This is a genomic window from Erythrobacter tepidarius (assembly GCF_002155695.1).
GTDB classification, from domain to species: Bacteria; Pseudomonadota; Alphaproteobacteria; order Sphingomonadales; family Sphingomonadaceae; genus Erythrobacter; species Erythrobacter tepidarius.
Map to the genome: position 1 here is coordinate 1 of NZ_MUYJ01000010.1, position 25,706 is coordinate 25,706.

At 66.9% G+C, this 25,706-nt stretch carries 24 protein-coding genes and 2 pseudogenes; 17 read left to right on the plus strand and 9 right to left on the minus strand.

Annotated elements, in window-relative coordinates:
* The 3 genes and pseudogenes from tnpC to BZF61_RS10660 all read left to right on the plus strand — a co-directional run.
* A partial coding sequence (gene tnpC, locus BZF61_RS10650) for an IS66 family transposase (protein ID WP_143736998.1) occupies positions 1-629 on the plus strand: 629 nt, incomplete at its 5' end.
* Positions 626-1,249, plus strand: coding sequence for a plasmid pRiA4b ORF-3 family protein (locus tag BZF61_RS10655; RefSeq protein WP_027443935.1), 624 nt, complete (start codon positions 626-628; stop codon positions 1,247-1,249). The genes tnpC and BZF61_RS10655, both read left to right, overlap by 4 nt.
* 76 nt (positions 1,250-1,325) lie before the next feature.
* Positions 1,326-1,559 (plus strand): annotated as a pseudogene (locus BZF61_RS10660) (transposase); the annotation flags it as partial.
* A 5-nt stretch (positions 1,560-1,564) separates the two neighbouring features.
* Here the strand turns inward: BZF61_RS10660 and BZF61_RS10665 are convergent.
* Together BZF61_RS10665 and BZF61_RS10670 are read right to left on the minus strand one after the other, a co-directional pair.
* Positions 1,565-1,789, minus strand: a pseudogene (locus BZF61_RS10665) (transposase); the annotation flags it as partial.
* 223 nt (positions 1,790-2,012) lie between these two features.
* Entirely contained in the window at positions 2,013-2,594 is a 582-nt protein-coding gene (locus BZF61_RS10670) for a thermonuclease family protein (protein ID WP_086619160.1), read from the minus strand.
* Between the two features lie 335 nt (positions 2,595-2,929).
* Between BZF61_RS10670 and BZF61_RS10675 the strand changes: the two genes are divergently transcribed.
* The 11 genes from BZF61_RS10675 to BZF61_RS16010 all read left to right on the plus strand — a co-directional run bounded on the left by BZF61_RS10675 (position 2,930) and on the right by BZF61_RS16010 (position 17,056).
* Complete coding sequence (locus BZF61_RS10675; protein ID WP_086619162.1) at positions 2,930-3,193, plus strand: HP1242/YdcH family protein; 264 nt, start codon at positions 2,930-2,932, stop codon at positions 3,191-3,193.
* A gap of 378 nt (positions 3,194-3,571) precedes the next feature.
* The gene (gene argB, locus BZF61_RS10680; protein WP_086619163.1) at positions 3,572-4,489 is read left to right on the plus strand and encodes an acetylglutamate kinase; all 918 of its coding nucleotides are present in this window, start codon (positions 3,572-3,574) and stop codon (positions 4,487-4,489) included.
* 108 nt (positions 4,490-4,597) lie between these two features.
* Positions 4,598-4,891, plus strand: coding sequence for a YggT family protein (locus BZF61_RS10685; RefSeq protein ID WP_086619165.1), 294 nt, complete (start codon positions 4,598-4,600; stop codon positions 4,889-4,891).
* Positions 4,891-5,787, plus strand: a complete 897-nt coding sequence (gene folD, locus BZF61_RS10690) for a bifunctional methylenetetrahydrofolate dehydrogenase/methenyltetrahydrofolate cyclohydrolase FolD (RefSeq protein ID WP_086619167.1) — start codon at positions 4,891-4,893, stop codon at positions 5,785-5,787. Before BZF61_RS10685 ends, folD begins: the two co-directional genes overlap by 1 nt.
* The gene (locus BZF61_RS10695; RefSeq protein WP_245804592.1) at positions 5,784-6,548 is read left to right on the plus strand and encodes a hypothetical protein; all 765 of its coding nucleotides are present in this window, start codon (positions 5,784-5,786) and stop codon (positions 6,546-6,548) included. The genes folD and BZF61_RS10695 overlap by 4 nt, the downstream gene beginning before the upstream one ends.
* 5 nt (positions 6,549-6,553) lie before the next feature.
* Entirely contained in the window at positions 6,554-7,177 is a 624-nt protein-coding gene (locus BZF61_RS10700; RefSeq protein ID WP_086619354.1) for a MarC family protein, read from the plus strand.
* A 135-nt stretch (positions 7,178-7,312) separates the two neighbouring features.
* Positions 7,313-8,281, plus strand: coding sequence for a hypothetical protein (locus BZF61_RS10705; RefSeq protein ID WP_245804593.1), 969 nt, complete (start codon positions 7,313-7,315; stop codon positions 8,279-8,281).
* Between the two features lie 50 nt (positions 8,282-8,331).
* Positions 8,332-8,820 carry a hypothetical protein gene (locus BZF61_RS10710; RefSeq protein ID WP_211276765.1) on the plus strand — a complete coding sequence of 163 codons (489 nt, stop codon included), beginning with the start codon at positions 8,332-8,334 and terminating at the stop codon, positions 8,818-8,820.
* Between the two features lie 71 nt (positions 8,821-8,891).
* On the plus strand, positions 8,892-9,944 hold the full coding sequence (locus BZF61_RS10715; protein ID WP_086619172.1) for a DUF11 domain-containing protein: 1,053 nt from the start codon (positions 8,892-8,894) through the stop codon (positions 9,942-9,944).
* A 50-nt stretch (positions 9,945-9,994) separates the two neighbouring features.
* Complete coding sequence (locus tag BZF61_RS10720) at positions 9,995-15,121, plus strand: DUF11 domain-containing protein (protein WP_086619173.1); 5,127 nt, start codon at positions 9,995-9,997, stop codon at positions 15,119-15,121.
* Positions 15,122-15,232: 111 nt separating this feature from the next.
* Complete coding sequence (locus BZF61_RS16010; RefSeq protein WP_245804594.1) at positions 15,233-17,056, plus strand: CshA/CshB family fibrillar adhesin-related protein; 1,824 nt, start codon at positions 15,233-15,235, stop codon at positions 17,054-17,056.
* A 116-nt stretch (positions 17,057-17,172) separates the two neighbouring features.
* Here BZF61_RS16010 and BZF61_RS10730 read toward each other — a convergent pair whose 3' ends face one another.
* From BZF61_RS10730 to nadB, 3 genes are read right to left on the minus strand one after another with little or no spacing between them, the layout of a single operon-like run.
* Positions 17,173-18,063, minus strand: coding sequence for an alpha/beta fold hydrolase (locus tag BZF61_RS10730; RefSeq protein WP_086619176.1), 891 nt, complete (start codon positions 18,061-18,063; stop codon positions 17,173-17,175).
* Positions 18,064-18,094: 31 nt separating this feature from the next.
* A complete protein-coding gene (locus BZF61_RS10735) occupies positions 18,095-19,138 on the minus strand; it encodes a TraB/GumN family protein (RefSeq protein ID WP_245804603.1) in 1,044 nt (347 codons plus the stop codon).
* Entirely contained in the window at positions 19,138-20,721 is a 1,584-nt protein-coding gene (gene nadB, locus BZF61_RS10740) for an L-aspartate oxidase (protein WP_245804595.1), read from the minus strand. The genes BZF61_RS10735 and nadB overlap by 1 nt, the downstream gene beginning before the upstream one ends.
* A 229-nt stretch (positions 20,722-20,950) precedes the next feature.
* Between nadB and BZF61_RS15775 the strand changes: the two genes are divergently transcribed.
* A complete protein-coding gene (locus BZF61_RS15775; protein ID WP_158094093.1) occupies positions 20,951-21,109 on the plus strand; it encodes a hypothetical protein in 159 nt (52 codons plus the stop codon).
* On the opposite strand, the gene BZF61_RS10745 is transcribed toward BZF61_RS15775, so the two are convergent.
* Positions 21,110-22,063, minus strand: a complete 954-nt coding sequence (locus BZF61_RS10745) for an ABC transporter ATP-binding protein (RefSeq protein ID WP_086619180.1) — start codon at positions 22,061-22,063, stop codon at positions 21,110-21,112.
* A 268-nt stretch (positions 22,064-22,331) separates the two neighbouring features.
* On the opposite strand from BZF61_RS10745, the gene BZF61_RS10750 reads away from it, so the two are divergent.
* Together BZF61_RS10750 and BZF61_RS10755 are read left to right on the plus strand one after the other, a co-directional pair.
* Positions 22,332-22,613, plus strand: coding sequence for a zinc-finger domain-containing protein (locus tag BZF61_RS10750; protein ID WP_086619182.1), 282 nt, complete (start codon positions 22,332-22,334; stop codon positions 22,611-22,613).
* Positions 22,614-22,659: 46 nt separating this feature from the next.
* Complete coding sequence (locus BZF61_RS10755; RefSeq protein WP_143737012.1) at positions 22,660-23,133, plus strand: hypothetical protein; 474 nt, start codon at positions 22,660-22,662, stop codon at positions 23,131-23,133.
* 12 nt (positions 23,134-23,145) lie between these two features.
* On the opposite strand, the gene BZF61_RS10760 is transcribed toward BZF61_RS10755, so the two are convergent.
* The 3 genes from BZF61_RS10760 to BZF61_RS10770 all read right to left on the minus strand — a co-directional run bounded on the left by BZF61_RS10760 (position 23,146) and on the right by BZF61_RS10770 (position 25,705).
* On the minus strand, positions 23,146-23,667 hold the full coding sequence (locus BZF61_RS10760) for a hypothetical protein (protein WP_143737014.1): 522 nt from the start codon (positions 23,665-23,667) through the stop codon (positions 23,146-23,148).
* Between the two features lie 149 nt (positions 23,668-23,816).
* Positions 23,817-24,791, minus strand: a complete 975-nt coding sequence (locus tag BZF61_RS10765) for an NAD(P)H-dependent flavin oxidoreductase (protein WP_086619186.1) — start codon at positions 24,789-24,791, stop codon at positions 23,817-23,819.
* 266 nt (positions 24,792-25,057) lie between these two features.
* Positions 25,058-25,705, minus strand: coding sequence for a YceI family protein (locus BZF61_RS10770; protein ID WP_086619187.1), 648 nt, complete (start codon positions 25,703-25,705; stop codon positions 25,058-25,060).
* Between the last annotated feature and the right edge of the window lies 1 nt (position 25,706).

Sequence of the window (25,706 nt, forward strand, 5' to 3'; positions counted from 1 at the left end):
CCGTGCTCGAGGCAGGCTGCTTCGCCCATGCGAGGCGCAAGTTCTTCGAGCTGGCCGATGTCGTAAGCTCGGCCCGCAAGAAGAGTCGCGGACAGAGCGCCGCCATGATCTATCCGATCGCGCTCGAAGCCGTGCAGCGCCTCGATGCCCTGTTCGACATCGAGCGCGGCATCAACGGCAAGAGCCCGGCCGAGCGGCTTGCAGTTCGCCAGGAACTCAGCGCGCCGCTCATGGCCGAGCTCCACACCTGGCTGACCGAGCAGGTCGCCAAGCTATCGCGCGGCCATGATCTCACCAAGGCCTGCTTCTACATGCTCAAGCGCTGGGACGCGTTCACCCGCTTCCTCGACGATGGCCGGATCTGCCTCACCAACAACGCAGCTGAGCGCGCGCTCCGCTGCATCCCGCTTGGCCGCAAGGCATGGCTGTTCTGCGGATCCGATCGCGGCGGCCAGCGTGCCGTCATCATCTACACCCTGATCCAGACCGCCAGGCTCAACGATGTCGATCCGCAGGCCTGGCTCGCCGATGTCCTCGCTCGCATCGCCGATCATCCCGCCACCAGGCTCGATCAGCTGCTGCCTTGGAACTGGCGCAAGAGTGAAGGTCTGCTATCGCAGGCGGCATGACCCGCCAAAGCGCCATCGACAGTTTTACCGAGATCGCCACGCTGCGTATCGAGCTGAACGATTCCGACCCGCTCATCTGGCGAGAGCTCGAAGTCCCAACCTCCATCACCCTCAAGGTGCTGCACGAGATCGTCCAGACCGCCATGGGATGGCTCGACTATCACCTCTGGGAGATGGTCATCGATCACCAGACCTACGGCCTGCCCATGGACGAGGACTGGGGGACCGCTCCCCGCAAGGTCGCCTCCCGCACACGACTGCGCGATGTGCTTGCTCCCGGCACTACCCGGATTCATTATGTCTATGATTTCGGCGATTACTGGGAACACAGTTTGATCATCAGGGATGTCCGAGCTGGGGATCGCTCCACGGCATATCCGCGTTTCATCGCCGGTGAGCGCAACTGCCCTCCCGAGGACTGCGGCGGCATCCCGGGGTTCTACGAAATGCTCGAGGCGAGAAACGATCCGGACCATCCAGATCACGCCGATGTCAGCGAATGGCTCGACGACTACGATCCAGACGAACTCGATGTCTTCCCGATCAACGGCATCCTCGGCCGGATCGCCGCTCGTCGTAACGCCGCAGCAAAACGCATCATCAAACCCAGTGACCGCTAACTGAAACGGGTGCGGCCTTCACCGGATGGATACGTTTTGATTGTGCTTTGCACAGCTTCGCTTCCAAGACTGCTTTTTGAGGAGCAGTCATGGGTGTGGGGACTTGTCGGATGCGGAATGGGCGCTGGTCGGGCCGCTGTTGCCGCCTGAGCGTGGTCGCTGGGCGCGTCCCGCTGGCGATAACCGGCGCTTACTCAATGGCATGCTCCACGTGTTGCGGGTCGGCTGCCCTTGGCGCGACATGCACGAGCGCTATGGCAAGTGGAACTCTGTCTATGTCCGCTTCCGGCGTTGGGCCGAACAGGGCGTATCCTCCCATACACCCTGCCTGCTCCAGCGGTTGAAGCGGTTGTAGATCCTTGTGTACGGCCCATAATCAGCCGGACAATCGCGCCACCGGGCGCCCGTCTTGAGCATGTGCATGATGCCCGAGATCACCCGCCGGTCATCAACCCGGTGCGCCCCGCGCCGACCGCGCGGAAGCAGCGGCTCAATCGCGGCCCAACTCGCATCGTCCAGCCAATAAACATGCTTGCTCATTCCAGATGTCTCCTCGGCAACCTTGAATCAGCAACTCTGCGCTTCCGCCAGCCCCAATTGAGTACTGACCCTAGGAGGCGGGACTGCCTTGTGACGATAGTCCAAGTTGGTTGACCTTCGCCTTAGCCGATCATCGAGATTGGCTTTCCGCATATCCCCATCGTCTCTCTGGGTTTGACCCGGAACCCCGGCTCAATCCCTGGGAGCCGGTAAGGATCGACCCCTAACACCACCGCTTCCTCGGCCCGCCCCATTGCTCGGCCAGACCCTCGCGCACCAGCATTGCGCCGATGCTCTCGCCGCCGCGCGTCACCAGCTTGAGGCTGCGGCCATATTTGTCCTCGGAGGGGCCGAAGGTGTTGGGCGCCAGCGTGAACGGCCCTGCGTTAAGCAGCGCCTGCAAGCGCAGCGTCGCCTTGCGGCCCAGCGCCGCCTCGTTGGCGCAGCCGGGGTTGCTCACCTCGGGCGTGTCGAGATCGGCGATGCGGATCTTCTCGCCGCGATACCAGATGGTGTCGCCATCGACGACGCAGGTCACCCGCACCGGGCCGGAGCACAGGGAAAAGTGCGCCTGCTCGCGGTCCCCGTCACCCGCCACCGGCAGTGTGCCGCCCGCCTCCTTCACCCCGCTGCCGAAGGGCAGCAGCAGCACCGCCGCGAACACCGCCAGTGGCAGCGCGATCAGCGCCACCGGAAACCAGCGCACCCGACCACGCTCACGCCCTGACGAAGCGGGCCGATAGGCCGACACGCGGGTCCAGGTCGAGGCGCTCCGCCGCTTGTGGAAGGGAATGATCTTACCCATCTTTCGAGCCTGCCGGGTGAGTGATCAAGATAACACTAACGCCCCCTTTCCTACATTCCGCCTCCGGGCATACCCTCGTGGCGATGCCCCAGCCGCCAGCCTCGCCTGTTACCCGCGCAAACCCTGCTGTCCGTCCGCGCCGGGTGTGGCGCATCATATCACTGATATCGCCTCACAAATCGAGCGGGCGCAAAGTTGACAGGGTGTCAACTTCGTCAACTTGGCCGCACAGGTCACCCGCCGCCAGCAGCGCCGAAGCGCCTGAATTTGACTGCGCTCAAACACCGATGGCGCGGGCGGCTCTAGGCTGGCCGCACACACCAAGGGAGACGATCATGTCCGCACATACCCCGCACGAGCTGCACGAGGAATTTCCGCAAGATGCCGAGGTGCTGCACCGGCTGAAGCGCGAGAACGCGCATTTCGCCAGGCTGGCCGAGCGACATCACGCGGTGAACCGCGAAATCCACCGCATTGCCGCCGAGATCGAGGCGGCGAGCGATGAACGGGTCGAGGCGCTCAAGCGCGAGCGGCTCCACCTGCTCGACGAGATCGCCGCGATGATCGAGCAGGCGCAGGAGAACCCCGCATCGGCCTGACGCGCTGTAAGTCGTGCGGGCGGGGCATTGGGCGATGTCCTGCCCGTCAGCCCCGCCTGCGCCTCGACCGCGCGGCGGTCAGCTTCGGGGCTTGGCCCGCCGGTCCTCGCCCGAGCGGCGCTCGCCCTTGCGGCGATCCGGCCCGTCATAGGGCTGCTGGCTCTGGCGTCGTTCGCCCTTGCGGCGCCCCCCTTCGGGGCTATCGGTATGGGGGCATCGTCTGGCATATTGACCTCTCTCTCGCCAGCACCCTAGCATCAAATGCCTGAAAAACCTAATCCTGCTGAACAGGCTATGCCAAGCCGCCTTGCGCTGCGCGGTGAAGGCGCTAGGGCGCCGGCAAAACCATCTGCCCAAGCGGCAAGGGAACCGACGCCTGTGACCGATACCAAGCTTTCCACCGCCAGCGGCCCGCTCCCCGATCTCGCCAAGGCCGAAGTGCTGATCGAGGCGCTGCCCTATTTCCAGCGCTATGCCGGACGCACCTTCGTGGTGAAATATGGCGGCCATGCGATGGGCGATCCGGCCGCGGCGCGCGACTTTGCCGAGGATATCGTTCTGCTCAAGGCGGTCGGCATCAACCCGGTGGTGGTGCATGGCGGCGGCCCGCAGATTGGCCAGATGCTCAAGCGCCTCGGGGTCGAAAGCACCTTCGTCGACGGCCTGCGGGTGACGGACGCGGCCACCGCGCAGGTCGCCGAAATGGTGCTGTCGGGCGCGATCAACAAGGAGTTGGTCGGCTGGATCGCGGCCGCGGGCGGCAAGGCGATCGGGATTTCGGGCAAGGATGGCGGGCTGGTTACGGCGCGCAAGGTCTCCCGCACCACCCGCGATCCCGACAGCAATATCGAACAGGTGGTCGATCTCGGCTTCGTCGGTGAGCCGGCCGCAGTCGATACCTCGGTGATCGATACCGCGGTGGCGGCGGGGATGATCCCGGTGATCGCGCCGATTGCCCCCGGCGCGGATGGGGCGACCTACAACATCAACGCCGACACCATGGCAGGCGCCATCGCGGCGGCGCTGGGTGCGGCACGCCTGTTCCTGTTGACCGACGTGCCAGGCGTGCTGGGCGCGGATGGCGAGCTGCTCACCGATCTCACTCCCGCCGATATCGAGCGCCTGCGCGCCGAGGGCGTGATCCGCGGCGGGATGGTGCCCAAGCTTGAAACCTGCGTCAGCGCGGTCGAATCCGGCTGCGAGGCGGCGGTGGTGCTCGATGGCCGGGTGGGCCACGCGATGCTGCTCGAATTCTTCACCGCGCGCGGGGCGGGCACGCTGGTGCGCGCGGGATGATCATCAGGAACTGAGGTGTGGCGCGAGGCGTATTAAGACGCTAATACGCCTCTCAGGGACATCACCGGGTAGCGCACATCGCGCGCCCAGCATGGGATACGGATCGCAATGCAAGGACTGGCTGTACTCGTCGACATCCTCGTGATGATCACCAATGTGCTGGTGATGCTGATCATCGTGCAGTTCGTGATCGGGCTGCTGTTTGCCTTCAACGTGGTGAGTGCGAGCAACGAGTTCCTCCGGCAGGTCTATGATGCGATCAACCGCCTGCTCGAACCGGTGCTGCGGCCGATCCGCAACATCCTGCCTGCCACCGGCGCGATCGACTTTTCGCCGCTGGTGCTGATCCTCGGCCTGCAGATCCTGATCCGCGTGCTGATCGGGCTGGCGGGAGCCTATTGATGGCCGAGGCCGCCCTGATCGACGGCAAGGCCTTTGCCCAAGCCCTGCGTGCGCGGGTGGGCGAATACGCCGCGGCTTTCGCGCATCAGGCCGGGCGCCGCCCGGGCCTTGCGGTGGTGCTGGTTGGCGATGATCCGGCCAGCCAGGTCTATGTCGGGGCCAAGGGCAAGGCCTGCGCGGCCGCCGGCATGGCGAGCTTCGAGCACCGCCTGCCCGCCGACACAAGCGAGGCCGCGCTGCTTTCGCTGATCGAGCGATTGAACCAGGACGAGGCGGTGGACGGCATTCTCGTCCAGCTGCCGCTGCCCGGCCAGCTCGACGAACAGGCGATCATCGCCGCGATCAACCCCGACAAGGACGTTGACGGGTTCCATATCATCAACGCTGGCAGGCTGGCGGTGGGGCAGACCGGATTTGTCCCCTGCACGCCATTGGGCTGCATCATGCTGCTCAAGGACCGGCTGGGCGACCTGTCGGGGCTGGAGGCGGTGGTGATCGGGCGATCGAACATCGTCGGCAAGCCGATGGCGCAGCTGCTCACCGAAGCCAACGCCACCGTCACCATCGCGCACAGCCGGACGCGGAACCTGCCCGAGGTGGTGCGCCGCGCCGATATCGTGGTCGCCGCCGTGGGCCGGCCAGAGATGGTGCGCGGCGACTGGATCAAGCCGGGGGCGACCGTGATCGACGTCGGCATCAACCGCTTGCCCCCCGAGCCGGGCAAGGACAGGGGCCGGCTCGTGGGCGATGTCGCCTTTGCCGAGGCGCTGGAGGTCGCGGGCGCGATCACGCCGGTGCCGGGCGGGGTCGGGCCGATGACCATCGCGGTGCTGCTGCGCAACACGCTGATCGCCGCTTATGCCCACGCCGGAATGCCCGCGCCGGAGGGGCTGTGAGGCACGTCGCCCTTCTCGTGGCGCTGGGCGCAATGGCGCTCGCTGCCTGCGCCAGCCCGCGCCCCAAGGGCCCGCCACCGGCGGTGATCAACCGCGTGCTGGCGGGCGCTCCGGGCGCGGCCCAGCCGAGCGCGATCGTCGCGGCGGAAATCGCCTTCGCCCGCGCCGCGCGCGAGCAAGGCCAATGGACTGCCTTCAAGCAGTTCGCCGCTCCCGGCGCGCTGCTGCACGGTGCCAGTGGCCCCTTCCCGATCGAACCCTGGCTTGCCGGCCAGACCGATCCGCCGCAAGCCGTGCAGTGGGAACCGCGCGCCGTGGTGATGAGCTGCGATGGGGCGCTGGCGGTCAGCCAGGGCCGCTATCGCGATCCCGAAGGCAAGGTCGGCAATTTCTTCACCGTGTGGGAACGTCAGGGCAATGGCCAATACCGCTACGTCTTCGATGCGGGCGGCGATGACGTGCCGCAACCCCCGCCGAAAAAGCCGGTTGCGGACGAAGGCGGGATTGTCGTGACGGCGATGGATGCGGTGCTCGGCATGGTTGCTTCATGCCCGCGCGGCGGGAGCGAAATCCCGCCGCCGCCGGCGATCCCCTTGGGCGAGGAAGGCAAGAGCGATGCCCGCCTGTCGCGCGACGGCACGCTGCGCTGGCGCTGGGAACACCGCGCCGACGGTACGCGCTATGCCAGCGCCGAATATTTCTACGAAGGCCGCTGGCTGACCGCCTTCGAGCAGAGCCTGCTGCCCGTGGGTGACGAGTGATGGTGCTGACCGAACTGTTCCTGTCGGCCTTCGTCACCCTATTCGTGGTGATCGACCCGCCCGGCTGCGCGCCGATCTATGCTGGGCTGACCAAGGGCGCCAGCGCCGCGCAGGCCCGCAACATGGCGCTCAGGGCGACGCTGATCGCCTCGATCATCCTCTTGATCTTCGCGCTGTTCGGGCAGGAATTGCTGGCTGCTTTGCATATCGAGCTCAATTCCTTCCGCATCGCCGGCGGGCTGATGCTGTTCTTCATCGCCTTTGACATGGTGTTCGAAAAGCGCACCCAGCGCCGCGAAAGCCGTGCCGAGAAGATCGCCGCCACCCCCGAGATCGAAGATGTCTCGGTGTTCCCGATGGCGATGCCGATGCTCGCCGGGCCGGGGGCGATCGCGGCGGTGATGCTGCTGATGAACGAGGCCGATGGACTGTCCGAATCGCTCGAAGTGCTGGCTGCGCTCGCCGCCGTGCTGGTCATCACCGCAGCCGCGCTGGTCGCCGCTGGCCCGCTGATCCGGCTGCTGGGCGACAAGGTCGAGGCGGTGATCACCCGCCTGCTCGGCGTGCTGCTGGCCGCGCTTGCCGCGCAATACGTGATCGACGGGCTCAAGGGTAGCTTCGGCCTTTAGCCCTGCGTCCGGCCCGGCGCTCCCGGGTTGAGCGTGTTGGGTAAAGGGGCTCGGCTAAAATTCGTGGCTAACGACTTCCTAACCATTGCCGCGTAACTGCCCTTAAGCATGAATACGCAGAATTGCAGATGCCCCGTGTCAACCTTGCTCACCGGCACCGCGCTGGCGCTGGCCGCCATGGGCGCTGCCCCCGCGCTTGCCGGGGGCGTGACGGCGGGCACCCTGATCGAGAACACCGCTGTGGCCAGCTATGAAGAGGCCGGTGTCACGCGCAGTGTGCAATCCAACACCGTGGCCGTGCGCGTCGACGAATTGCTCGATGTGACGCTCACCTCGCTCGATTCCGGCCCAGTCACCGCGCGGCCGGGCAATGCCGTGCTCGCCTTTGAATTGACCAATCAGGGGAACGGGCCCGAAGCCTTTCGCCTGATCGCCACCACCGCTGTCGGCGGCAATGATTTCGACGTGGCGCTGCGCGCCCTTGCTGTCGATAGCAACGCGAACGGCATCTATGACGAGGGGATCGACGAGATCCTCGCCGCGCCGCAGACCACCGCAGAGCTGGCCGCGGATGCAGCGCTGACCGTTTTTGTGCTGGTCACGGTGCCCGATGGCGTAACCGATTCGCAGATCAGCAATGTCGATCTTGTCGCCGAGGCGACGACCGGCAGCGGAACGCCCGGCACCACCTTCAGCGGCGCAGGCGCCGACGGCGGTGATGCGATCGTCGGCAATACCGGCGCTCTGGCTACAGCGCGCGGATCGCTTCGCAACACGCGTGCCAGCGTCGAATTGATCAAGTCCGTGTCCCTGCGCGATCCTTTCGGCGGCACCGGCGCGGTACCCGGCTCGATCGCCACATTCACGATCGAAGCACGCGTGAGCGGCACCGGATCGGTTGCCAATCTGTTGGTGCGCGACGCCATTCCGGCGGGCACGACCTACGCGCCCGGCACACTCGCGCTCGATACCACGCCCTTGACCGATGCCGCCGATGGCGATGCGGGCAGCGCTTCCCAGAGCGATGGGATCGCCGTCACGCTCGGCAATGTGCCTGCCGGCACGCGCCGCACGATTACCTTCAACGTGACCGTCAACCCCTAGCCTCGCCCGATATTCTGCTGCAAAATCAGATAGAAAACAGGATCACTGCCATGAAGTCGATAACCTCTATGATGCTTGCCCTTGCGGCAGCTTTCGCACTCGCCGGAGCCGCTCAGCCGCTGGCAGCCCAGACCGCCAACCCGATTGCACTCAATGGCGATGTCAAGGCGGTGAAGGTCATCACCGATCCCGATGGCAAGGAGCGCACCGAACTGGTTGACCCGACCACCATAGTCCCGGGTGACCGGCTGGTGTTTGGCACCGACTACACCAACAAGGGCAGCGAGGCGGTGACCAATTTCATCGTCACCAACCCTCTACCTGCCGCGGTGCGCCTCGCGCCCGATGCCGATCCGGCGCTTGAAGTCTCGGTCGACGGGGGCAAGACCTTCGGTGCGCTGGCCGCGCTGGCCGTCACCGCTGACGACGGAACCACCCGTCCCGCCACCCATGCCGATGTCACCCACGTCCGCTGGGTGCTGGCGAGCATCGAACCGGGCGGCTCGGGGCGGCTTACCTATCCCGCAATCATCCGCTGACAGGCGGGCGATAACCGCCACGTCCTGCGGGCGGCATTTCTGACGCGGGACACACACTCAGGACCAAAACCATGATGAACACCAAGCAGTTGCTCGGTGCGGTGAGCGCGTTTGCGCTTGTCGCAATGACGAGCGCGCCTGCTCTGGCCCAGGGGACCAGCGCAGGTACGATCATCACCAACACGGTGAATGTCACCTTCAATGTCAATGGCGTCACCCAAAACGCCGAATCTGCGACCGACAGCTTCACCGTCGACCAGCGCGTCAACGTGACCGTCAGCAATGTCGGTGCGGCGACCAGCGTCGCCCCGGGTGAAACCGACCGGGCGCTCGCCTTCGACGTCACGAACCTTTCGAACAGCAGCGTCGATCTGGAACTGACCGCGCTGCTCAACGCCGGAACCGCTGCGAATATCAGCAATATCCGCATCTATCGTGACACCGACGGCAACCGCGTGCTCGATGCGGCCGAACTCGCCGCCGGACCGATCACCTACCTCGACGAGGTTGGCAGCTCGGCGACGGGTGTGACCGTGGCGGTGATCGTGCTGGCCGATATCGGCCTCAATGCGGCCAATGGCGACACGTTCGACATCGCGCTCACCGCCAATGCCCATGCCGCTGGCGGCGCGGGCACGCTGGGTGCGGAACTGGTCGAATCGGCGACCAACACCACTGGCATCGACACCGTGCTGTTCGACGGCCAGGGCGTAACCGACGCGACGCGCGACGGCGCCTTCTCGGCGATCGGCACCTACACCGTGGCGGCCGCGGTGATCGACGTGGCCAAGACGAGCCGCGTTATCAGCGATCCGGTCAACGGCACCACCAACCCCAAGGCGATCCCCGGCGCGACGGTCGAATATTGCATCACCGTGTCCAACGCGGCGGGTGCGGCGACCGCGACCGATGTCGACGTCACCGACGATCTGCCCTTCGATGTGACCTATGACAACGCCTTCGGGATCTTCGTCAACGGCGATGCGACCTGCGCCAACGGCACTGCCGGCGGCAACTTTGCTCCTGCCGGTGGCCCGGGTGGCGCAGACCGGGTGACGGGCGACCTCAGCGACATCGCAGGCGGTCAGACCCGCTCGCTCTACTTCCGGGTCGTGATCGACTAAGCCTCTGATCCGGAACACAGGTCTTGCGTGTTTTCCCCTCCTTGCGGCAGATGGCAGCAGCACTGCTTGCGGTGCTGCTGGCGCTTGGCGTGCCGCAGGGAGGGGTTTGCGCACAGACGAATGATGGCGCGGCGGTGCGCACCATCACCAACATCGCCGAAGCCACTTGGGAGGCTAACGGATCGAGCCACCGGATTGCCAGCAATCCGGTCCGGTTCGACGTCAGTCTCGCCCCGCCTGCCCCGCCGGCTATCCGGGTGTTCCGCCGCGCGTCGGGTGCGGGCTCCGAACTGGTCTATCGCGCGCCGGTCTGCGGTGCCGGGCGCAGCCCCGTGCAGGCCCGCCGCCAGTCCGCCAGCGTTGCAGGCAGCCCCGATCAGGGGGCGACCGCGGCACTCACCACGTCGATCGTCCGCCCGGTTGACCGGCTGCGCGGGGGCGAGCCGCTGTTTTTCGAAGTGACCGCGGCCAGCGCCAATCGCAATCCGGACGTGATCGACAGCCTCACCGTGGTGCTCACCAGCCTGGAGGGCGACCGCGAGACCATGACCGTGTTCGAAACCGCCCCCGACAGCGGCGTGTTCGCCGGCGTGATTGAAACCTTCCGCATTCCCCCGCCGCTGGAGCAGGAAGATTGTCGCCTCAACGTCGGGCCGGATTCGCGCATCACCGTCGCCGCAATGAACCCCGGCGAGGACACGATTCTGGTGCAGACCGCGATTGCCGTGCTGGTCGACCCCTTCGGCGTGGTGTTCGACAGCGAAACCGGCGAACCGGTCGATGGCGCGCGCGTCACGCTGGTCGATGCCGATACCGGAGCACCCGCGACCGTCTTTGCCGAGGACGGCACCACGCTCTGGCCGTCGACGGTTATCTCCGGCAGCGACATTACCGACGCAAGCGGCCGCAGGGTGATGATGGGGCCGGGCGAGTTCTGGTTCCCGTTTGTCGCAGTGGGCCGCTATCGGCTGCTGGTCGATCCGCCCGAATCCTATTCCGCGCCTTCCCGCGCCCCGCGCGATTTGCTTGCGCGGGTTCTCCGGCCCGATGGCCGGACGCATCTGGTGCGCGAAGGATCCTTTGGCGATCCCTTCGTGCTCGAAGCCCCCATCCTTTACGAGATCGACGTTCCGGTCGATCGCCCAGGGCTTGACCTTGCGCTCACCAAGAGCGCATCGCGGGTCAACGCCGCGCCGGGCGATGCGATCTTCTACACGGTGACCTTGCGCAACGCCGATCCGGTGCGGATCAAGCGCGCGGTGACGCTGACCGACATGCCCTCGCGCTGGCTGAGGCTGCGGCCCGACACGATCCGCGTCAACGGCACCGCCCCTGCTGCCGGGGCCGTGACCTTGGCTCCCGATGGCCGGATGCTGACCATCGCGCTTGGCGATATCGCGGCCGGGGCAAGCATCCGCGTGACCTATGCGATGACCGTGCGCCCCGATGCGCAGCAGGGCCGGGCGCTCAACGATGCTCTGGCGCGCGACGGGCTGGGCCGCCAGGTGCGCGCCAGCGCCGCGGTCGATCTGCGGCGCGAGGGGATTGCCGACCGGATGACCATCATTGGCCGCATCACCGCCGGGGCCTGCACTCTGGACGAGAGCCAACGCACCGGGATTGCCGGCATTCGCGTGATGCTGGAAGACGGCAGTTTCGCGATCACCGATGCAGACGGGCGCTATCACTTCGAGGGCGTGGTGCCCGGCACCCATGTGGTTCAGGTTGCGCGCATGACCCTGCCCGATGGGGCGCGGATGGTCGATTGCTCGGCCTCGACCCGCAATGCCGGCAGCGCCGCGTCGCGCTTCGCGATCGGGCAGGGCGGAAGTCTGGTGGTCGCCGATTTTCACGCCGTGCTGCCCGAGGCCGGCCCCGTGACGCCGACACCGGCCACACCGCCTGAACAGCCCGCGCCGGTTGTCCGTCCGGCCGCCAATCCCGCCGCACCTTCCGCCCCGCCCGAGGATTATCTGGCCCTGGGCGATGGCGAGGACGGCTTTCTCAGCCCCACCGAAAATGCCAATCCGCGCGCGCCCGCCGTCCGGGTCGCGATCCGTCACCGCCGCGGGCAGAGCGTGCAGCTGCTGGTCGATGGCAAGCCGGTCGATCCGCTCGCCTTCGACGGCACCCAGACGCCCGAGCGCGGCAAATATGCCATCAGCCATTGGCGCGGGGTGCCGCTGGTCAACGAACGCACGATGCTCGAAGCGCACATCGTCAATTCTTTCGGCGAAGTCACCAAGACCTTCAGCCGCGAGGTTTTCTTCACCCGCACGCCCGCCAAGGTGGAACTCCTCCCCGAACTTTCCCGTCTCGTCGCCGACGGCCGCACCCGCCCGGTGGTGGCGATCCGCGTGCTCGACCGCAATGGCCGCCCCCTGCGCGAGGGGATTTCGGGCACCTTCACGCTCAACGCGCCCTACCAGAGCGCCGAACAGATCGATCGCCAGCAGTTGAACCAGCTCACCGGCACCGCGCCGATGGCTGCACGCTGGGTGGTCGAGGGAGAAGAGGGCATCGCCCGGATCGCGCTGGCGCCGACCATGGTCAGCGGCGCGCTGCGGCTCGATTTCGCCTTCGAGGACGGCACCATCACCCGTCGTCAGGAGCTTGAGACCTGGATCGAACCGGGCGACATCGCATGGACCGTGATTGGTCTGGTCGAAGGCACGATCGGCGCGCGCTCGGTCGCCGACAACATGGAGCGCGGCGGCCAGTTCGACAGCGACCTTGGCGATGATGCGCGGGTGGCGCTGTATGCCAAGGGCCGGGTGCTGGGCAAATATCTCCTCACCCTTGCCTATGACAGCGCCAAGCAGCGTGACGACCAGCGCGTGCTCGGCACGATCGATCCGGCCGCCTACTACACCGTGTTCGGCGACGCTTCGGCCCGCCAGTTCGACGCTGCCAGCCGCGAAAAGCTCTACGTCCGGATCGAAACCGCAACCTTCTACGCGCTCTACGGCGATTTCCAGACGGCCTTCAACCAGACCCGGCTTGCCAATTACAACCGCACCGCGACCGGCGCCAAGACCGAAGCGCGGATCGGCCAGATCAAGGCGCAGGGCTTCGCCGCAAAAATCGCCAGCCGCTTCCAGCGGCAGGAAATCCAGGGCCAGGGCATCTCCGGCCCCTACAGTCTCGCCAGCCGCCGGATCCTGCCCAATTCCGAGCGCGTGACCATCGAAGTGCGCGACCGCTTCCGGCCCGAGCTGATCGTGGCGGTGCGCGAACTGACCCGCTTCGTCGATTACGATATTGATCTGCTCTCGGGCACGATCCGCTTTGCCGCCCCGGTGCTGAGCCGCGACGAAAACCTCAACCCGCAGTTCATCGTCATCGAATTCGAAACCGACGGCGCGGGTCCGGCCGAATGGAACGCCGGTGTCCGGGCCGACTGGACCAGCGATGACGGCAAGCTGCGGATCGGCGCGACCGCGATCAGCGACGCCGGCCTCGAGGGGCGCAACGGCACCGTGCAACGCACCGATCTGGGCGCGCTCGACCTGCGCGCCCGTGTCGGGGACAACACCGAGATCCGGGCCGAACTGGGCATTAGCCGCCGCGACGGCGATGCCGCGACCGGCTGGCTCGTCGAGGCGCAGCACCAGACCGCCAGCCTCGATCTGCTCGCCTATGCCCGGCAGATCGACGCCGCTTACGGCATCGGGCAGCAGAACGCGGCCGAGCGCGGGCGGCGCCGGATCGGTGTCGATGGGCGGGTGCTGCTCAGCCAGCGCCTCGCCTTCACCGGCAGCCTGTGGCAGGATGACAGCCTCACCGATGCGCTTCGCCGCCGTGCCGCGCAGGGCCAGTTGACCCTGACCAGCCTCAACACCGATCTGCGCCTTGGCATCACCCATTTCGACGATCGCCTGGCTGATGGCAGCAGCGCCACCTCGACCGTGCTGGAAGCTGGCGCGACCCAAAGGTTGCTGGGCAATCGGCTGGAGCTTTCCGCCGGCACCGCCGTGGCCCTGGGCAAGAGCGAAAGCCTCGATCTGCCCGCGCGCCATCGGCTCGGTCTGCGCTATGCGATCACGCAGGACGTGCGCCTGGTGGGCACCTTCGAGCTGGCCGAAGGCGAGAACCTCAAGGCGCGGCAGCTGCGCGGCGGGATCGAGGTGAGCCCGTGGCATGGCGGGCAGATGGTTGCCACGCTGGGCGAGGAGAGCATCGGCGAGCAGGGCGCCCGCAGCTTTGCTGCCTTCGGCCTGTCGCAGACCTTGCAAGTGAGCCAGCATCTGACCATCGACGCGACGCTCGACGGCAATCGCACGCTTGGCCGCAACCCCGGTTCCCCCGGCGTGATCAACCCCGCCCAGCCCCCGGCCAGCGGTGGTCAGCTTTCCGGCGGGCTGCTGTTCGAGGACTTCACCGCCGTCACTTTCGGCGCCGCCTGGCGCAAGGACCGCTGGAGCGTCACCGCCCGCGGCGAGCTGCGCGATGGCGAGACGGCCGACCGCAAGGGCGTGCAGTTCGGTGCCATCCGCCAGCTGGGCGAAGGCAGTCTGGTGGGTTCGGGTGTCACCTGGACCTTGTCGCAAGCGGCCGGCGGGGCGCGCGCCGAGATCCTCGACGCCAGCATCGCCTTTGCCCATCGCCCCGACGGCGCTGCCCTGGCCATGCTCGGCCGGGTGGAGTTCCGTTCGGACCGGATCACCGGCGGCGTGGCCGGGGAAATCGGCGGTGCTGGCGGTGCAGGCCGCACGGCTCTGGTGGTTGATGGCAATGCCACCGCGCGCCGCCTGGTCGCCAGCCTTTCGGCCAATTTCACCCCGCGCGGGACCGATAACGGGGCCGAAGTGCGCCGCCACGAACTGGCTCTGTTTCTCGGCGCGCGCCACAACCTTGACCGCTTCGAGGGCACCGAGTTCTCCGGCACTTCGGTGCTGGTCGGCGCTGACGGGCGGATCGGGATCGGCGCGCGCGTCGAGCTTGGGGCGAGCGCCACGGTGCGTTCCAACCTCACCGACAAGGTCACCAGCTTCGCCTACGGCCCGACGATCGGGGTGGTGCCGGCCCAGGGGATGCTGGTGACGCTGGGCTATAATGTCGAGGGTTTCCGCGACAGCGATTTCCGCGCGGCGCGCAACACCGACAAGGGTGTTTTTGCCGCCGTGCGGATGGCCTTCGACGCGGACAGCCTCGGCTTTCTCGGGCTGGGGAGATAAGCAATGCGCACCCCCGCTTCCGCCCGCCTTGCTTACCGCGTCTTAACCATAAAGCGCTATGCCCGGCGCATGGCCTGCTCCCTGCCATGTGTCCGCCGGTTGCTGGCTGCGATGGCGCTGCTGTGCGCGCTGATGTGGAGCCCGGCGGCAATGGCGCAGAACTGCGGGCAGGCGGCCACGCAGGGCACGGCTCCGGCCAGCTGGCAGACCTATTGCTGGCTCAACCTTGCCAGTTACAACGACGCCGCCGCGCGCAGCGCGGCGGGCCAGAACCTCAGCTTTACTCTGCCCGATGGCTCGGTGCTGAGCTTCAACGCTCGGGTGACGGGGACAACCACGGCCTACAACGCCGTCGCTGCTCCGTCGTGGAGCGGCGCCGCGATCGGCAATACCGCCTTCATCGGCATTCCGGGCCGCCCAGTGCTCTACACCGCCAGCGCCGGCACGCGCACCATCACTTTGTCGAACATCACCGTCATCCCGCCAGCGGGCGCGAGCGCGACGGTCTATTCCTTTGTGGTGGCCGATGCCGAATCGAGCAACCAGGGCGAGGCCCTGCGGCTTTCGACCAATGGCGGCGCGTGGCAATTGCTCGATTCGGTCAATCCGATCAGCGGATCGAACTTCCCGCCGATTGACGGGGTCGGCACCGGCAATGTCGCCATCACCGGGCGTTCGGGCACGGTCGGGGCCTATATCCTCGCCAGCAACAGTCCCACCAGCGTGACGGTGGAGACCCAAGCGGGCGGCCTGCAGGGGGTGATGTTCGCGATCCGCTTTGCAACGATCCGGCTGGAAACCCAGATCATCGGGGCGCGTGTCAACAGCGCCGACCAGCTGCAATACCTTATCACCTCGAACACCACCGGCGCGACGCTGAGTGGCGGGACCACCAGCGGCAGCAGCGGCGGCCCCTTCACCGTCGCGCCGCTCAACATGGCCGCGGGTGTGCCGCTCAGCCTCGCGCTCAACATGGCGCCGGGCAGCGTCAGCCCGCTGTCGGCCTATGCCAGCAGCCTAACCTGCGTGAACACCGCCGGCGCGACCCGGCCAGGCCTTCCGGATGGTCTGGCAACCACCGGCGCCAACATCGGCCAGCTCCAGTTTGGCGAGTATCTGGTGTGCACCTTCACCGTCGGCGCACAGCCCCGGTTGCAATTGCGCAAGCTGCTCGGCAGCGGCGGCCGGCGCTTTTCCGGCGACCAGTTCACCATCCGCATCCGCGACGGCGAAACCATCATCGCCAGCCGCACGACCACCGGATCGAGCGGCACGATCAGCAATGGCGATACCGGGCCGGTGCAGGTCACCTCCGGCACGGCCTACCGCCTCGACGAAGTCGCTGCCGGAACCACGAGCCTTGCCAATTACGATGCCGTCATGGCCTGCACCAACAGCGCCAGCGGTTCGCCCACCGTGCTGCCGACCGCGGTGGGCGGGACGGTAACGCCGCGCCCCGGCGACGTGATCGTCTGCACCATCACCAACACGCGCAGCAGCACCGCCGAGCTGGTGGTCGACAAGTCGAGCACGGTGATCTCCGATCCGGTCAATGGCACGACCAATCCCAAGCTGATTCCCGGCGCGATCGTCGAATATGCGATTACCGTGCGCAATGTCGGGGTGGCGCGCCCCGACAACAACTCGGTGATCATCACCGATATCATGCCGGCCGAAATGGCCTTTGCGACCGGAACTCCGGTGACCTTCACCAATGGTTCGCCCAGCAGCGGGCTGTCGAGCTTCAATCCGGCAACGATGGTGGCTTTCTCCTCCAGCCCTGGCGGGGCCGGGCCGTTCACCTATACCCCGGTCGGCCCGTTCGATCCCAATGTCCGGGCGATCCGCATCACCCCGGGCGGGCGCATGAACGCCGCAACGAGCGGCACCAGCCAGCCCAGCTTCACGATCCGCTTCCGGGCGCGCGTCCAGTGACCGGCAATGCCGCGCCCGCCTGCGGCTGCGGCAGGACGTGGGATAGGCGCCCGCCACCGGCGCCCCCGGCGATCCCGGTCCGCGCGGTCTGACAGGCCCCGCGGCGCGGCCGTGCTCTACCTGCCGCGCGCGTGGGCGACGATCTCGCTGGCGAGGCGCGGGACCAGCGCTTGCGGAATGTCGTGGCCCCACCCGGGGATCGTCACCAGCCGCGCGCCCGCGATGTGCCGCGCGGTATCCTCGCCTGCCTCGACCTTCACCAGCGGATCATCCTCGCCGTGCAGCACCAGTGTCGGGGTGCGCACCTTGGCGAGGCGCGCGCGGCGGCAACCGTCGTCGATGATCGCGGCGAGCTGGCGCGGCAGGCCAGCGGGATAGACCGAGCGGCGAATGTTGCGCAGCACCCGCTCGCGCTGCACCTGCGGATCGAAGGGGAAGCCCGGACTGCCGATGTTCCGCGCGATATTCAGCCCGTGGGCGACGAGGCTTTCCTCATCCATGCTGGTGATCGGCGCGACGAGCGCCTGCATCGCGTGCTTCTCGGCCGGCGGCAGCTTGGGGTTGCCCGTGGTCGACATGATCGAGGTCAAGCTCATCAGCCGCTCGGGGAAATGTACCGCCATCAGCTGGGCAATCATCCCGCCCATCGAGGCGCCGACCACGTGTGCGCGCGCGATATCCAGCGCATCGAGCAGGCCGATCCCGTCATGCGCCATGTCGGTGAGGGTGTAGGGCACCTTGGCCGGAAAGCCGATCTTCTTGCGCAGCAGCTGGATCGGCAACGAGGGGGCGCGGGCGCCTTCCATCTTCTGGCTCAGGCCGATGTCGCGGTTGTCGTAGCGGATCACGCGGAAGCCCTCGCTCACCAGCGCCTCGACCAGCTCGTCCGGCCACAGCGTCAGCTGCGCGCCGAGGCCCATCACCAGCAGGATCGCCTCGTGCGCGGGGTTCCCGTGATCCTCGTAGAAGATGTCGATCTTGGTGTTGGGGGTGGTGACGGTGGGCATGGGCGTTATGGTTCCTCTCACGCCTGCGCGGCTATTTCCACGCGGGTCCGGCAATATCGAAGCCGCGCGCGGCCAATTGGTCAAGCACTCCGCCGCGTTCCGCCAGCACCCGCAAGGGAACCACGGCCAAAGTGGTGCCCTTCGCGGCGCTTGCTTCGGCGATGCGTTCGACCCAGATGGTCCTGAGTTCGCTGCCCAAAGTCTCGTCCGCCCAGGGCCAGCATTGGCCGAGCGCGCTTTCGAGCGGGTTGTGCATCACGGCGGGAATCTTGAAGCGCCGCCAGTTGGCCGCGCGCGCCTCGACGATTTGCGGGCCAGCCTCGACCGCATCCATCGCCGCGACGAGGCAAGGGATGTGGGCGGTGGGGGGCGCGTCGAACAGATTGTCGATCACATCCTCGCCCCGCAGCGTGGCGGCGCGGGTGATCGGCACATCGGCCTTCTCGGCCGCGTCCTTGACCACGTCCGAGGCATCGCGCGTGGTGTCGCGGTTGAAGCGCAGCTGCTTGCGCAGCATCTCGAAGGCGGTGAGCAGGAAGGACTGGCGGGCGTAGTCTTCCTTATGCGCTTCGCCCAGCATCGCCAGACGCTGCCATTGCGCCGATGTCAGGTAGTCGCGCGCCACAGTCTTGTCGGGCAGCTTGGTGAGCTTGCCGCCGGAGAACATCAGCCGCAGGACATCGCCGGGTGAAATCCTGGGTCGCGCGCCGAGGATCACGCGGTCGGCCGCGCGGGTCGCCTCCTCGAGCCGCGCGGGCTGCCACGGGGTGGTCTTGGGGATAGCCCGGATCTCGCCGACAAGGATGACGCTGCCGCTGGGCGTCTCGACAATCCACATCGGCGCGCCGGAACGCTGGGCGGTAACGACGATGCCGTTTTCTGGGGCCTTTTCTGGGGCGTTGTCGGATTCGGCGGGGGCAGGTTCCTGCCCGGCGAGGGGGGTAGCAGCGAGCGCGGCCCATCCGGCCAGATACAGGAAAGCTTGCGTCGCTACGCCCTTCGCTTTCGGCCCGCTCATTCGGCCAGCCAGCGCTGGATGAACCGCCGCCCGACCGACCGGTTCCAGACGCAGCATCACGGCACCAGCACCGTATCCTTCGCCTCGGCGGCCTGTTCAGGGTAATCGAGCGTGTAATGCAGCCCCCGGCTCTCCTTGCGGGCGAGGGCGCTTTTCACGATCAGCTCGGCCGATTGCAGCAGGTTTCTGAGTTCGATCAGGTCGGTCGTCACCCGGAAGGCGCTGTAATATTCGTGGACCTCGCGCTTCAGCAGTTCGATCCGGCTCGCCGCGCGCTCCAGCCGCTTGGTGGTGCGCACGATGCCGACATAGTTCCACATGAATCGGCGGATTTCGGTCCAGTTCTGCTTGATGACGACTTCCTCGTCGGAATCGGTCACGCGGCTTTCGTCCCACGGCAGGATTGCAGGGGGCGCCTCCAACGTGTCCCAGCGCGCGAGAATGTCCTGCGCCGCGGCCTCGCCGAAGACGAAGCATTCGAGCAGGGAATTGGACGCCAGCCGGTTCGCGCCGTGGAGGCCGCTTTCGGTGCACTCGCCCGCCGCCCACAGGCCGGGCACATCGGTGCGCGCATGCAAATCCACCACCACCCCGCCGCAGGTATAGTGCTGCGCGGGGACGACCGGGATCGGCTGGCGCGTCATGTCGATGCCCAGGCCCATCAGCTTTTCGTGGATGGTGGGGAAATGCCCGCGCACGAAGTCCGGGTCTGCATGGCTGATGTCGAGATGGACATAGTCGAGGCCGAAGCGCTTGATCTCGGCGTCGATCGCGCGGGCGACCACGTCGCGCGGGGCAAGCTCCATGCGTTCGGGATCGTAGAAGGTCATGAAGCGCTTGCCGGTGCGCGGGTTGATCAGCCGCCCGCCTTCGCCGCGCACCGCCTCGGTGATGAGGAAGTTCTTGACTTCCAGATGGTAGAGGCAGGTCGGGTGGAACTGCATCATTTCCATGTTGGAAACGCGCGCGCCCGCGCGCCAGGCCATCGCGATGCCGTCGCCCGTGGCGCCGCGCGGCGCGGTAGAGAACTGATACACGCGCCCCGCGCCGCCGGTGGCGAGGACGGTGGCGCGGGCGACATGGCGTTCGACCCGCCCGGTGGCCTCGTCGAGGGCATAGGCCCCCCAGACGCGACCGGCGGCCGAGAACTGCTCGCGGTGGCGATCGGTGATGAAGTCGATGCAGGTGCGCCCCGGCAGCAGGGTGATGTTGGGATTGGCCTCGGCTGCCTTGAGCAGCGCCGATTGCACCGCCCAGCCGGTCGCATCGTCGACATGGACGATGCGACGGTGCGAATGGCCGCCCTCGCGGGTGAGGTGCAGCGCATCGGCATCGCGGTTGAACGGTACGCCCAGCGCGCACAGCCGGTCGATCGAGGCGGGGGCGCGTTCGATCACGAATTCCACCGTTGCGCGGTCATTCAGGCCCGCACCGGCGATCATCGTGTCGCGGATGTGATCCTCGAAAGTGTCACCCGCATCGAGCACGGCGGCGATCCCGCCCTGCGCCCAGGCGGTCGATCCGCCGGTGAGCGAGCCCTTTGCCAGCACCAGCACCCGCCGGGTTTCGGCCAGCGCCAGCGCCGCCGTCAGTCCTGCCGCGCCCGAGCCGATCACCAGCACGTCATGCGCTTCAGCCATTCTATCCTCTCTCGCCATCCTCTTGCATGACGGGCAAATCACCCTGCCGCAAGCGCCTTGACCTGTCACCTGGGAGTAAGAGATATTCCCTAAGTCCCGAGCTGGCACCGTGGTTCATGGCGTGGCATGTCAGACGACTGGCACAGGCCAGTGCCCGGAGGCTGGCAGAGGGGCGCGGCCGTCCAATAACCGAAATCGTCTTTCTGGTCTGCATCAGGACACCTGGTCCATGTCCTTCATTTCCTTTGTCCATTGCACCTTCGATCGGCACCAGCCGGTGCGGCGCGAAGTCACGTGGGACGGCAGGCGATATGTCGGCCATTGCCGCCATTGCGGCGCGCCGATCGTGCGAATCGGGCAAGGCAAGTGGCGCCGGCGCAAGGATTGATCAGCCCGCGCTCGCCGTCAGCTGCACGAACACGTCCTCCAGATCGGCCTCGCGGGTGGTGACATCCGCGATGGTGACGCCCTGCTCCTGCAGGATCGCCAGCACCTGTCCGGCGCTCAGGCGGTCCTTGTCATAGGTGACCTCTACCCCGCGCGCCCCATCCCATTGCACCCGCCCGAAATCAGGGTGCGCCGGGGCCGCAGCGAGATCGGCGGCGGCGGTGACCGCGACGATCTTCTCGCGCGCCATGTCGACCAGTTCGCGGGTCGGCTTGTTGGCGATCAGGCGGCCATGGTTGATGATCGCGATGCGGTCGCACAACTCCTCGGCCTCTTCGAGATAATGGGTGGTGAGCACCACGGTCACGCCTTCGCGGTTGAGTTGGCTCACCAGTTCCCACAATTGGCGGCGCAGATCGACATCGACGCCCGCGGTGGGTTCATCGAGCACGAGGATCGGCGGCGCGTGCACCATCGCCTTGGCCACCAGCAGCCGCCGCTTCATCCCGCCCGACAGGGAGCGGGCATAGGCATCACGCTTGTCGGCGAGTCGCACCGCCTCTAGCAGCGCCTCGGAGCGCCGGAGCGCGGCGGGGATGCCGTAGAAGCCGGCCTGATTTTCCAGAACCTCATAGGGTGTGAAGAAGGGATCGAACACGATCTCCTGCGGAACGATGCCGATCGCGCGGCTGGCGTTGCGCCGGTCGCGGTCGATGTCGAAACCCCAGATCTCGACGCTGCCCGAGGTCTTGTTGACCAGCCCCGCCAGAATGTTGATCAGCGTCGACTTGCCCGCGCCATTGGGGCCGAGCAGCCCGAAGATCGCGCCCTCCGGCACCTCGAAGCTCACCCCGCCGAGCGCCAGCTTGCCCTCGATGACACTGCCCTTCGCGCCTTTGGCAGGGGCATAGCGTTTGACGAGGTTGTCGATGCGGATGGCGGGCTCGGATGGCATGGCCTTGGCCCTAATCGCGCCGGGCATGGCGGGGCAACCGTTATTCTTCGCCGCGCTTTCCCACCCGCGGCGGCAGTGGCAGCTTGGCCGGCGTGATCGCGCGCCTGCGCCCCTTGCTGCCACCCGCTTTGCCCCGGCGATCCGGGCGGAGGGGTTTTTGGCTTCAGGACCGTGTCTTATGTGTCTCCAACAGGCCCGAAGATGAACGGCAAGCGGCCTTGCCAAAGGCGATTGAACTGGCGCGCCGCGCCCTGTATCGGCAGCAGCCATGAGCATTGCCCCTCCCGAAGTCCTGCTGGTCGATACGCGGCGCGTGAGCTGCGACGGGGCCAGCGGCATCCGCGGCGGTGCGGGCTTTCGCCCGGCCGCGCTTGGCCATCCGCGCGTGTTCCTCGAAATCGACGAGCACGGCTATGTCGATTGCGGCTATTGCGACCGGCGCTTCGTGCTGCGCGGCGGCCCGGCCGATGGTGCCGATCAGGCCGCCCTGCCCGATATCTCGGCCGGGGCGAGTCCGGCGCGGACGGCCTTCCCGCTCAGCGGCGGTTAAGCCTAGCTTTGGCAAGAGCCGGCGCACCTGCTGTGGAGAATCGCCCGTGTCGAACCTGTCTGCCCCTTCCCGCCGCGTGATGGCCGGCCTTGCTGCGGCCCTCGCGCTCGCCTTCGCCCTGCCCGCCGCCGCGCAGGATCAGGGCAAGCAGGATGGCGAAACCAGCGCCGAAGCCGCCCCCATGACCAAGGGCGAAAAGCGCCTCGCCAAACTGCTCGAAGGCCGCGTTGCCGGTGAACCGGTGCGCTGCATCCGGACCTTCCCGAACATGCCTATGCAGACGATCGAGAAGACCGCCTATGTCTATGGGCGGGGCGACACGATCTATGTCCAGCGCACCCGCAACCCCAGCGATATCGACGAGAGCGACGCGCTGGTGACCCAGCGCTTCAACGCCAGCGAGCTGTGCAAGCTCGACCAGATGACCACGGTCGACCGGGTGCTGGGCTTCTTCACCGGCGCGGTGTTCTTCGACGATTTCGTGCCCTACACCCGCGTGAAGGACGACAAGGCCGGCTGAACCGGCCTTCGCCTATACCGGATCGCGCATGACATGACGCGCGCCCGGCATGTTCTGTCCGGCCCGCGCCGCGCATCCATCCCCGTGCGAACAGGCCAGCCGGGTCGTGGCAGGACAGGTCGGTATGCCGCTCAAGCCGATGAAGCGGCATCTTGCGCTCCGGGCCGGGCGATCGAGCACGATCAGCGCATCCGCCTCCGGCACATCGCCGAGGATCCGCGCCGCCCGGCGGATCGCGCTGGCTTCGGCGTGTAGCTCGGCCAGCGTGAAAGGCAGCGCAAGCGCGGCGCAGCGTTCCTCCAGCGCTTGTTGCTGGCAGGGTGCGGCGCGATCCGCGGCCAGCCGATCGTCAAGGGGCGGCGGCGCATCCCCAGATGCGCAATCAGGCTCCGCCTGAGCGGCTGCGGGAGTATCGCCATGATCGCGCCACTTCTCGCCCGCCAGCGGGCCATGCACACGACCGATCGCCCAGCTGGCGACGGCAAGCAGGCCGGCAAACCCGCCCAAGGCGGCCGGATCAACTAGCAGTACCATTACTCCCTCCGCCTGGTGCACTGTCGCCGGAGCCACCTTCGTCTGCGGGCAGATGTGCGAATCGCCTTGCCCGATACCGCGGGCTGGGCGTCCATGCGGGAAAGCATGGCGCACTCCCGTGGCGGCGGGAATGCGGGTGCCTACTTAGCTTACGCGCGGGCCATGGCCTGCATCCGGGCGATGATCTCCTCGGCCTGACGCATGATGCGGTCGATCAGCTCCTTGCAGGTCGGGATGTCGTGGATCAGGCCTGCCACCATGCCGCAGCTCCACGCGCCCTTGTCCATGTCGCCTTCGATCATGATCGAAGGATAGACGCCCGCGACTTCCTCGACGATGTCCTCGAAGGTGATCGCATCGCCAAGCGCCTTCTCCTTGGCGATCAGGCGTTCGACCGCCGGATTGGTCAACACGCGCTCGGTGTTGCGCAGCGGACGCATGATCAGGCGGGTGTCGAGTTCGCTCGCGGCAAGGATCGCCTGCTTCACGTTGTCGTGCACCGGCGCTTCCTTGGTGGCGATGAAGCGGGTGCCCATGTTCATCCCCTGCGCGCCCATCGCCAGCGAAGCCACGAGGCTCCGCCCGTCGGCCATGCCGCCGGAGGAGACGAAGGGTATCTCCAGCTCATCCGCCGCGCGCGGCAGCAGGATGAAGTTGGGCACGTCATCCTCGCCCGGGTGGCCACCGCATTCGAAGCCGTCGACGCTCACCGCATCACAGCCGATCTCCTGCGCCTTAAGCGCATGGCGCACCGAGGTGCACTTGTGGATCACCTTGATGCCCGCATCCTTCAGGGGCGGCAGCAGATCGATCGGGTTGCGCCCCGCCGTCTCGACCACCTTGACGCCCCCGTCGATGATCGCCTTGACCAGGCCCGGATAGTCGGGCGGGGTCAGGGTCGGCAGGATGGTGAGGTTCACGCCGAAGGGCTTGTCGGTCATGTCCTTGCAGCGCGCGATTTCATTGGCGAGTTTTTCCGGAGTGCCCTGCGTCAGGCCGGTGATGATCCCGAGACCCCCGGCGTTGGAGACGGCAGCGGCCATCTCGGCAAAGCCCACATAATGCATCCCGCCCTGGATGATGGGGTGCTCGATGCCGAACATTTCGGTGATCGCGGTCTTCATGGCGCGTGTCCTCTCCCGTCAAAACCGTGTTTGGCGGGGACACAAGCGGGTTTGCGTGCGCCTTTCAAGTCCGCTTTTGAGAGGGGCGGGCCGGGTTAGCGTGCCGTAGCGTCAGGGCTTGTTCTATGGCGAGAAGCGGCAACCGGGGGAAGGGATGCGGTGGGATCGAGTCGCTCCCAGCCCGCCCGGCGCGATCATTCATACCGCACCGGCGCGGGAAGACTTTGATCCGGCCCAAGATCGCTGCAATTGCGGCGAGGTTCGCGTCAGCTGCGGGTGAAGGCGAGCGCGAAGGTGACCGGCACGGCGGGCGTGATCGAAGGCAGCTGCGCCAGCGCGCGCAGTTCCCCCAGTTCGTCGGTGAGGCCGAACATATCGGTGGTGATAATGACCGGCGCAGTCGGCACCACGGTCACCCGGTCATCCGCGACGCGGGTAACGAGCACGTCGGTCTCGATATCGCTGGAGGCGCCCTTGATCGTCACCGTGGCCTTGAGCGGGCGGTTCAGGGTTTGGCCGACGGCAAGGCCGGCAAAGGCCGCCGGGTCGAGTTTGGCGGTCACGCTTGCCTTGGGGTTTTCGGCAACCTGAAAGAAGATCTCGCGCATCCGCTCGTTGCGGATATCGACCCCGGTGCTGACCGAGGCGAGATCGATATCGAGGCTCGCGGTGCCATCGGCGGACACGCTGCCGGAAAGCGTATCGAAGCGGTTGGCCTCGGCAATCTCGCCTGCCTTGATGCTGACATAGGAGAGGCGTGAACCCGCCGGATCGAGCGTCCAAGCGCCGCTCGTAACCGGTGCGGCCTCCACCGCAGCACCGCTCTTGGGCGCGTCGCCGGCGGGCTGGGCGCAGGCGGTAAGACCAAGCGCCAATGCGGCGGCAAGCGGGGCGAGCAGGGGCAGGTTCGTCACA

What these genes read in the sequence shown, in the direction of transcription:
- BZF61_RS10710 (WP_211276765.1), top strand. Translation starts at nt 8,332, where the DNA reads ATGAAGTCGATAACCTCTATGATGCTTGCCCTTGCGGCAGCTTTCGCA.
- BZF61_RS15775 (WP_158094093.1), top strand. Translation starts at nt 20,951, where the DNA reads ATGTCCTTCATTTCCTTTGTCCATTGCACCTTCGATCGGCACCAGCCG.
- BZF61_RS10735 (WP_245804603.1), bottom strand. Translation starts at nt 19,138, where the DNA reads ATGCTGCGTCTGGAACCGGTCGGTCGGGCGGCGGTTCATCCAGCGCTG.
- BZF61_RS10670 (WP_086619160.1), bottom strand. Translation starts at nt 2,594, where the DNA reads ATGGGTAAGATCATTCCCTTCCACAAGCGGCGGAGCGCCTCGACCTGG.
- BZF61_RS16010 (WP_245804594.1), top strand. Translation starts at nt 15,233, where the DNA reads ATGGCGCTGCTGTGCGCGCTGATGTGGAGCCCGGCGGCAATGGCGCAG.
- BZF61_RS10745 (WP_086619180.1), bottom strand. Translation starts at nt 22,063, where the DNA reads ATGCCATCCGAGCCCGCCATCCGCATCGACAACCTCGTCAAACGCTAT.
- folD (WP_086619167.1), top strand. Translation starts at nt 4,891, where the DNA reads ATGGCCGAGGCCGCCCTGATCGACGGCAAGGCCTTTGCCCAAGCCCTG.
- BZF61_RS10655 (WP_027443935.1), top strand. Translation starts at nt 626, where the DNA reads ATGACCCGCCAAAGCGCCATCGACAGTTTTACCGAGATCGCCACGCTG.
- nadB (WP_245804595.1), bottom strand. Translation starts at nt 20,721, where the DNA reads ATGGCTGAAGCGCATGACGTGCTGGTGATCGGCTCGGGCGCGGCAGGA.
- BZF61_RS10760 (WP_143737014.1), bottom strand. Translation starts at nt 23,667, where the DNA reads ATGGTACTGCTAGTTGATCCGGCCGCCTTGGGCGGGTTTGCCGGCCTG.
- BZF61_RS10715 (WP_086619172.1), top strand. Translation starts at nt 8,892, where the DNA reads ATGATGAACACCAAGCAGTTGCTCGGTGCGGTGAGCGCGTTTGCGCTT.
- BZF61_RS10675 (WP_086619162.1), top strand. Translation starts at nt 2,930, where the DNA reads ATGTCCGCACATACCCCGCACGAGCTGCACGAGGAATTTCCGCAAGAT.
- BZF61_RS10720 (WP_086619173.1), top strand. Translation starts at nt 9,995, where the DNA reads ATGGCAGCAGCACTGCTTGCGGTGCTGCTGGCGCTTGGCGTGCCGCAG.
- BZF61_RS10685 (WP_086619165.1), top strand. Translation starts at nt 4,598, where the DNA reads ATGCAAGGACTGGCTGTACTCGTCGACATCCTCGTGATGATCACCAAT.
- BZF61_RS10750 (WP_086619182.1), top strand. Translation starts at nt 22,332, where the DNA reads ATGAGCATTGCCCCTCCCGAAGTCCTGCTGGTCGATACGCGGCGCGTG.
- BZF61_RS10765 (WP_086619186.1), bottom strand. Translation starts at nt 24,791, where the DNA reads ATGAAGACCGCGATCACCGAAATGTTCGGCATCGAGCACCCCATCATC.
- BZF61_RS10730 (WP_086619176.1), bottom strand. Translation starts at nt 18,063, where the DNA reads ATGCCCACCGTCACCACCCCCAACACCAAGATCGACATCTTCTACGAG.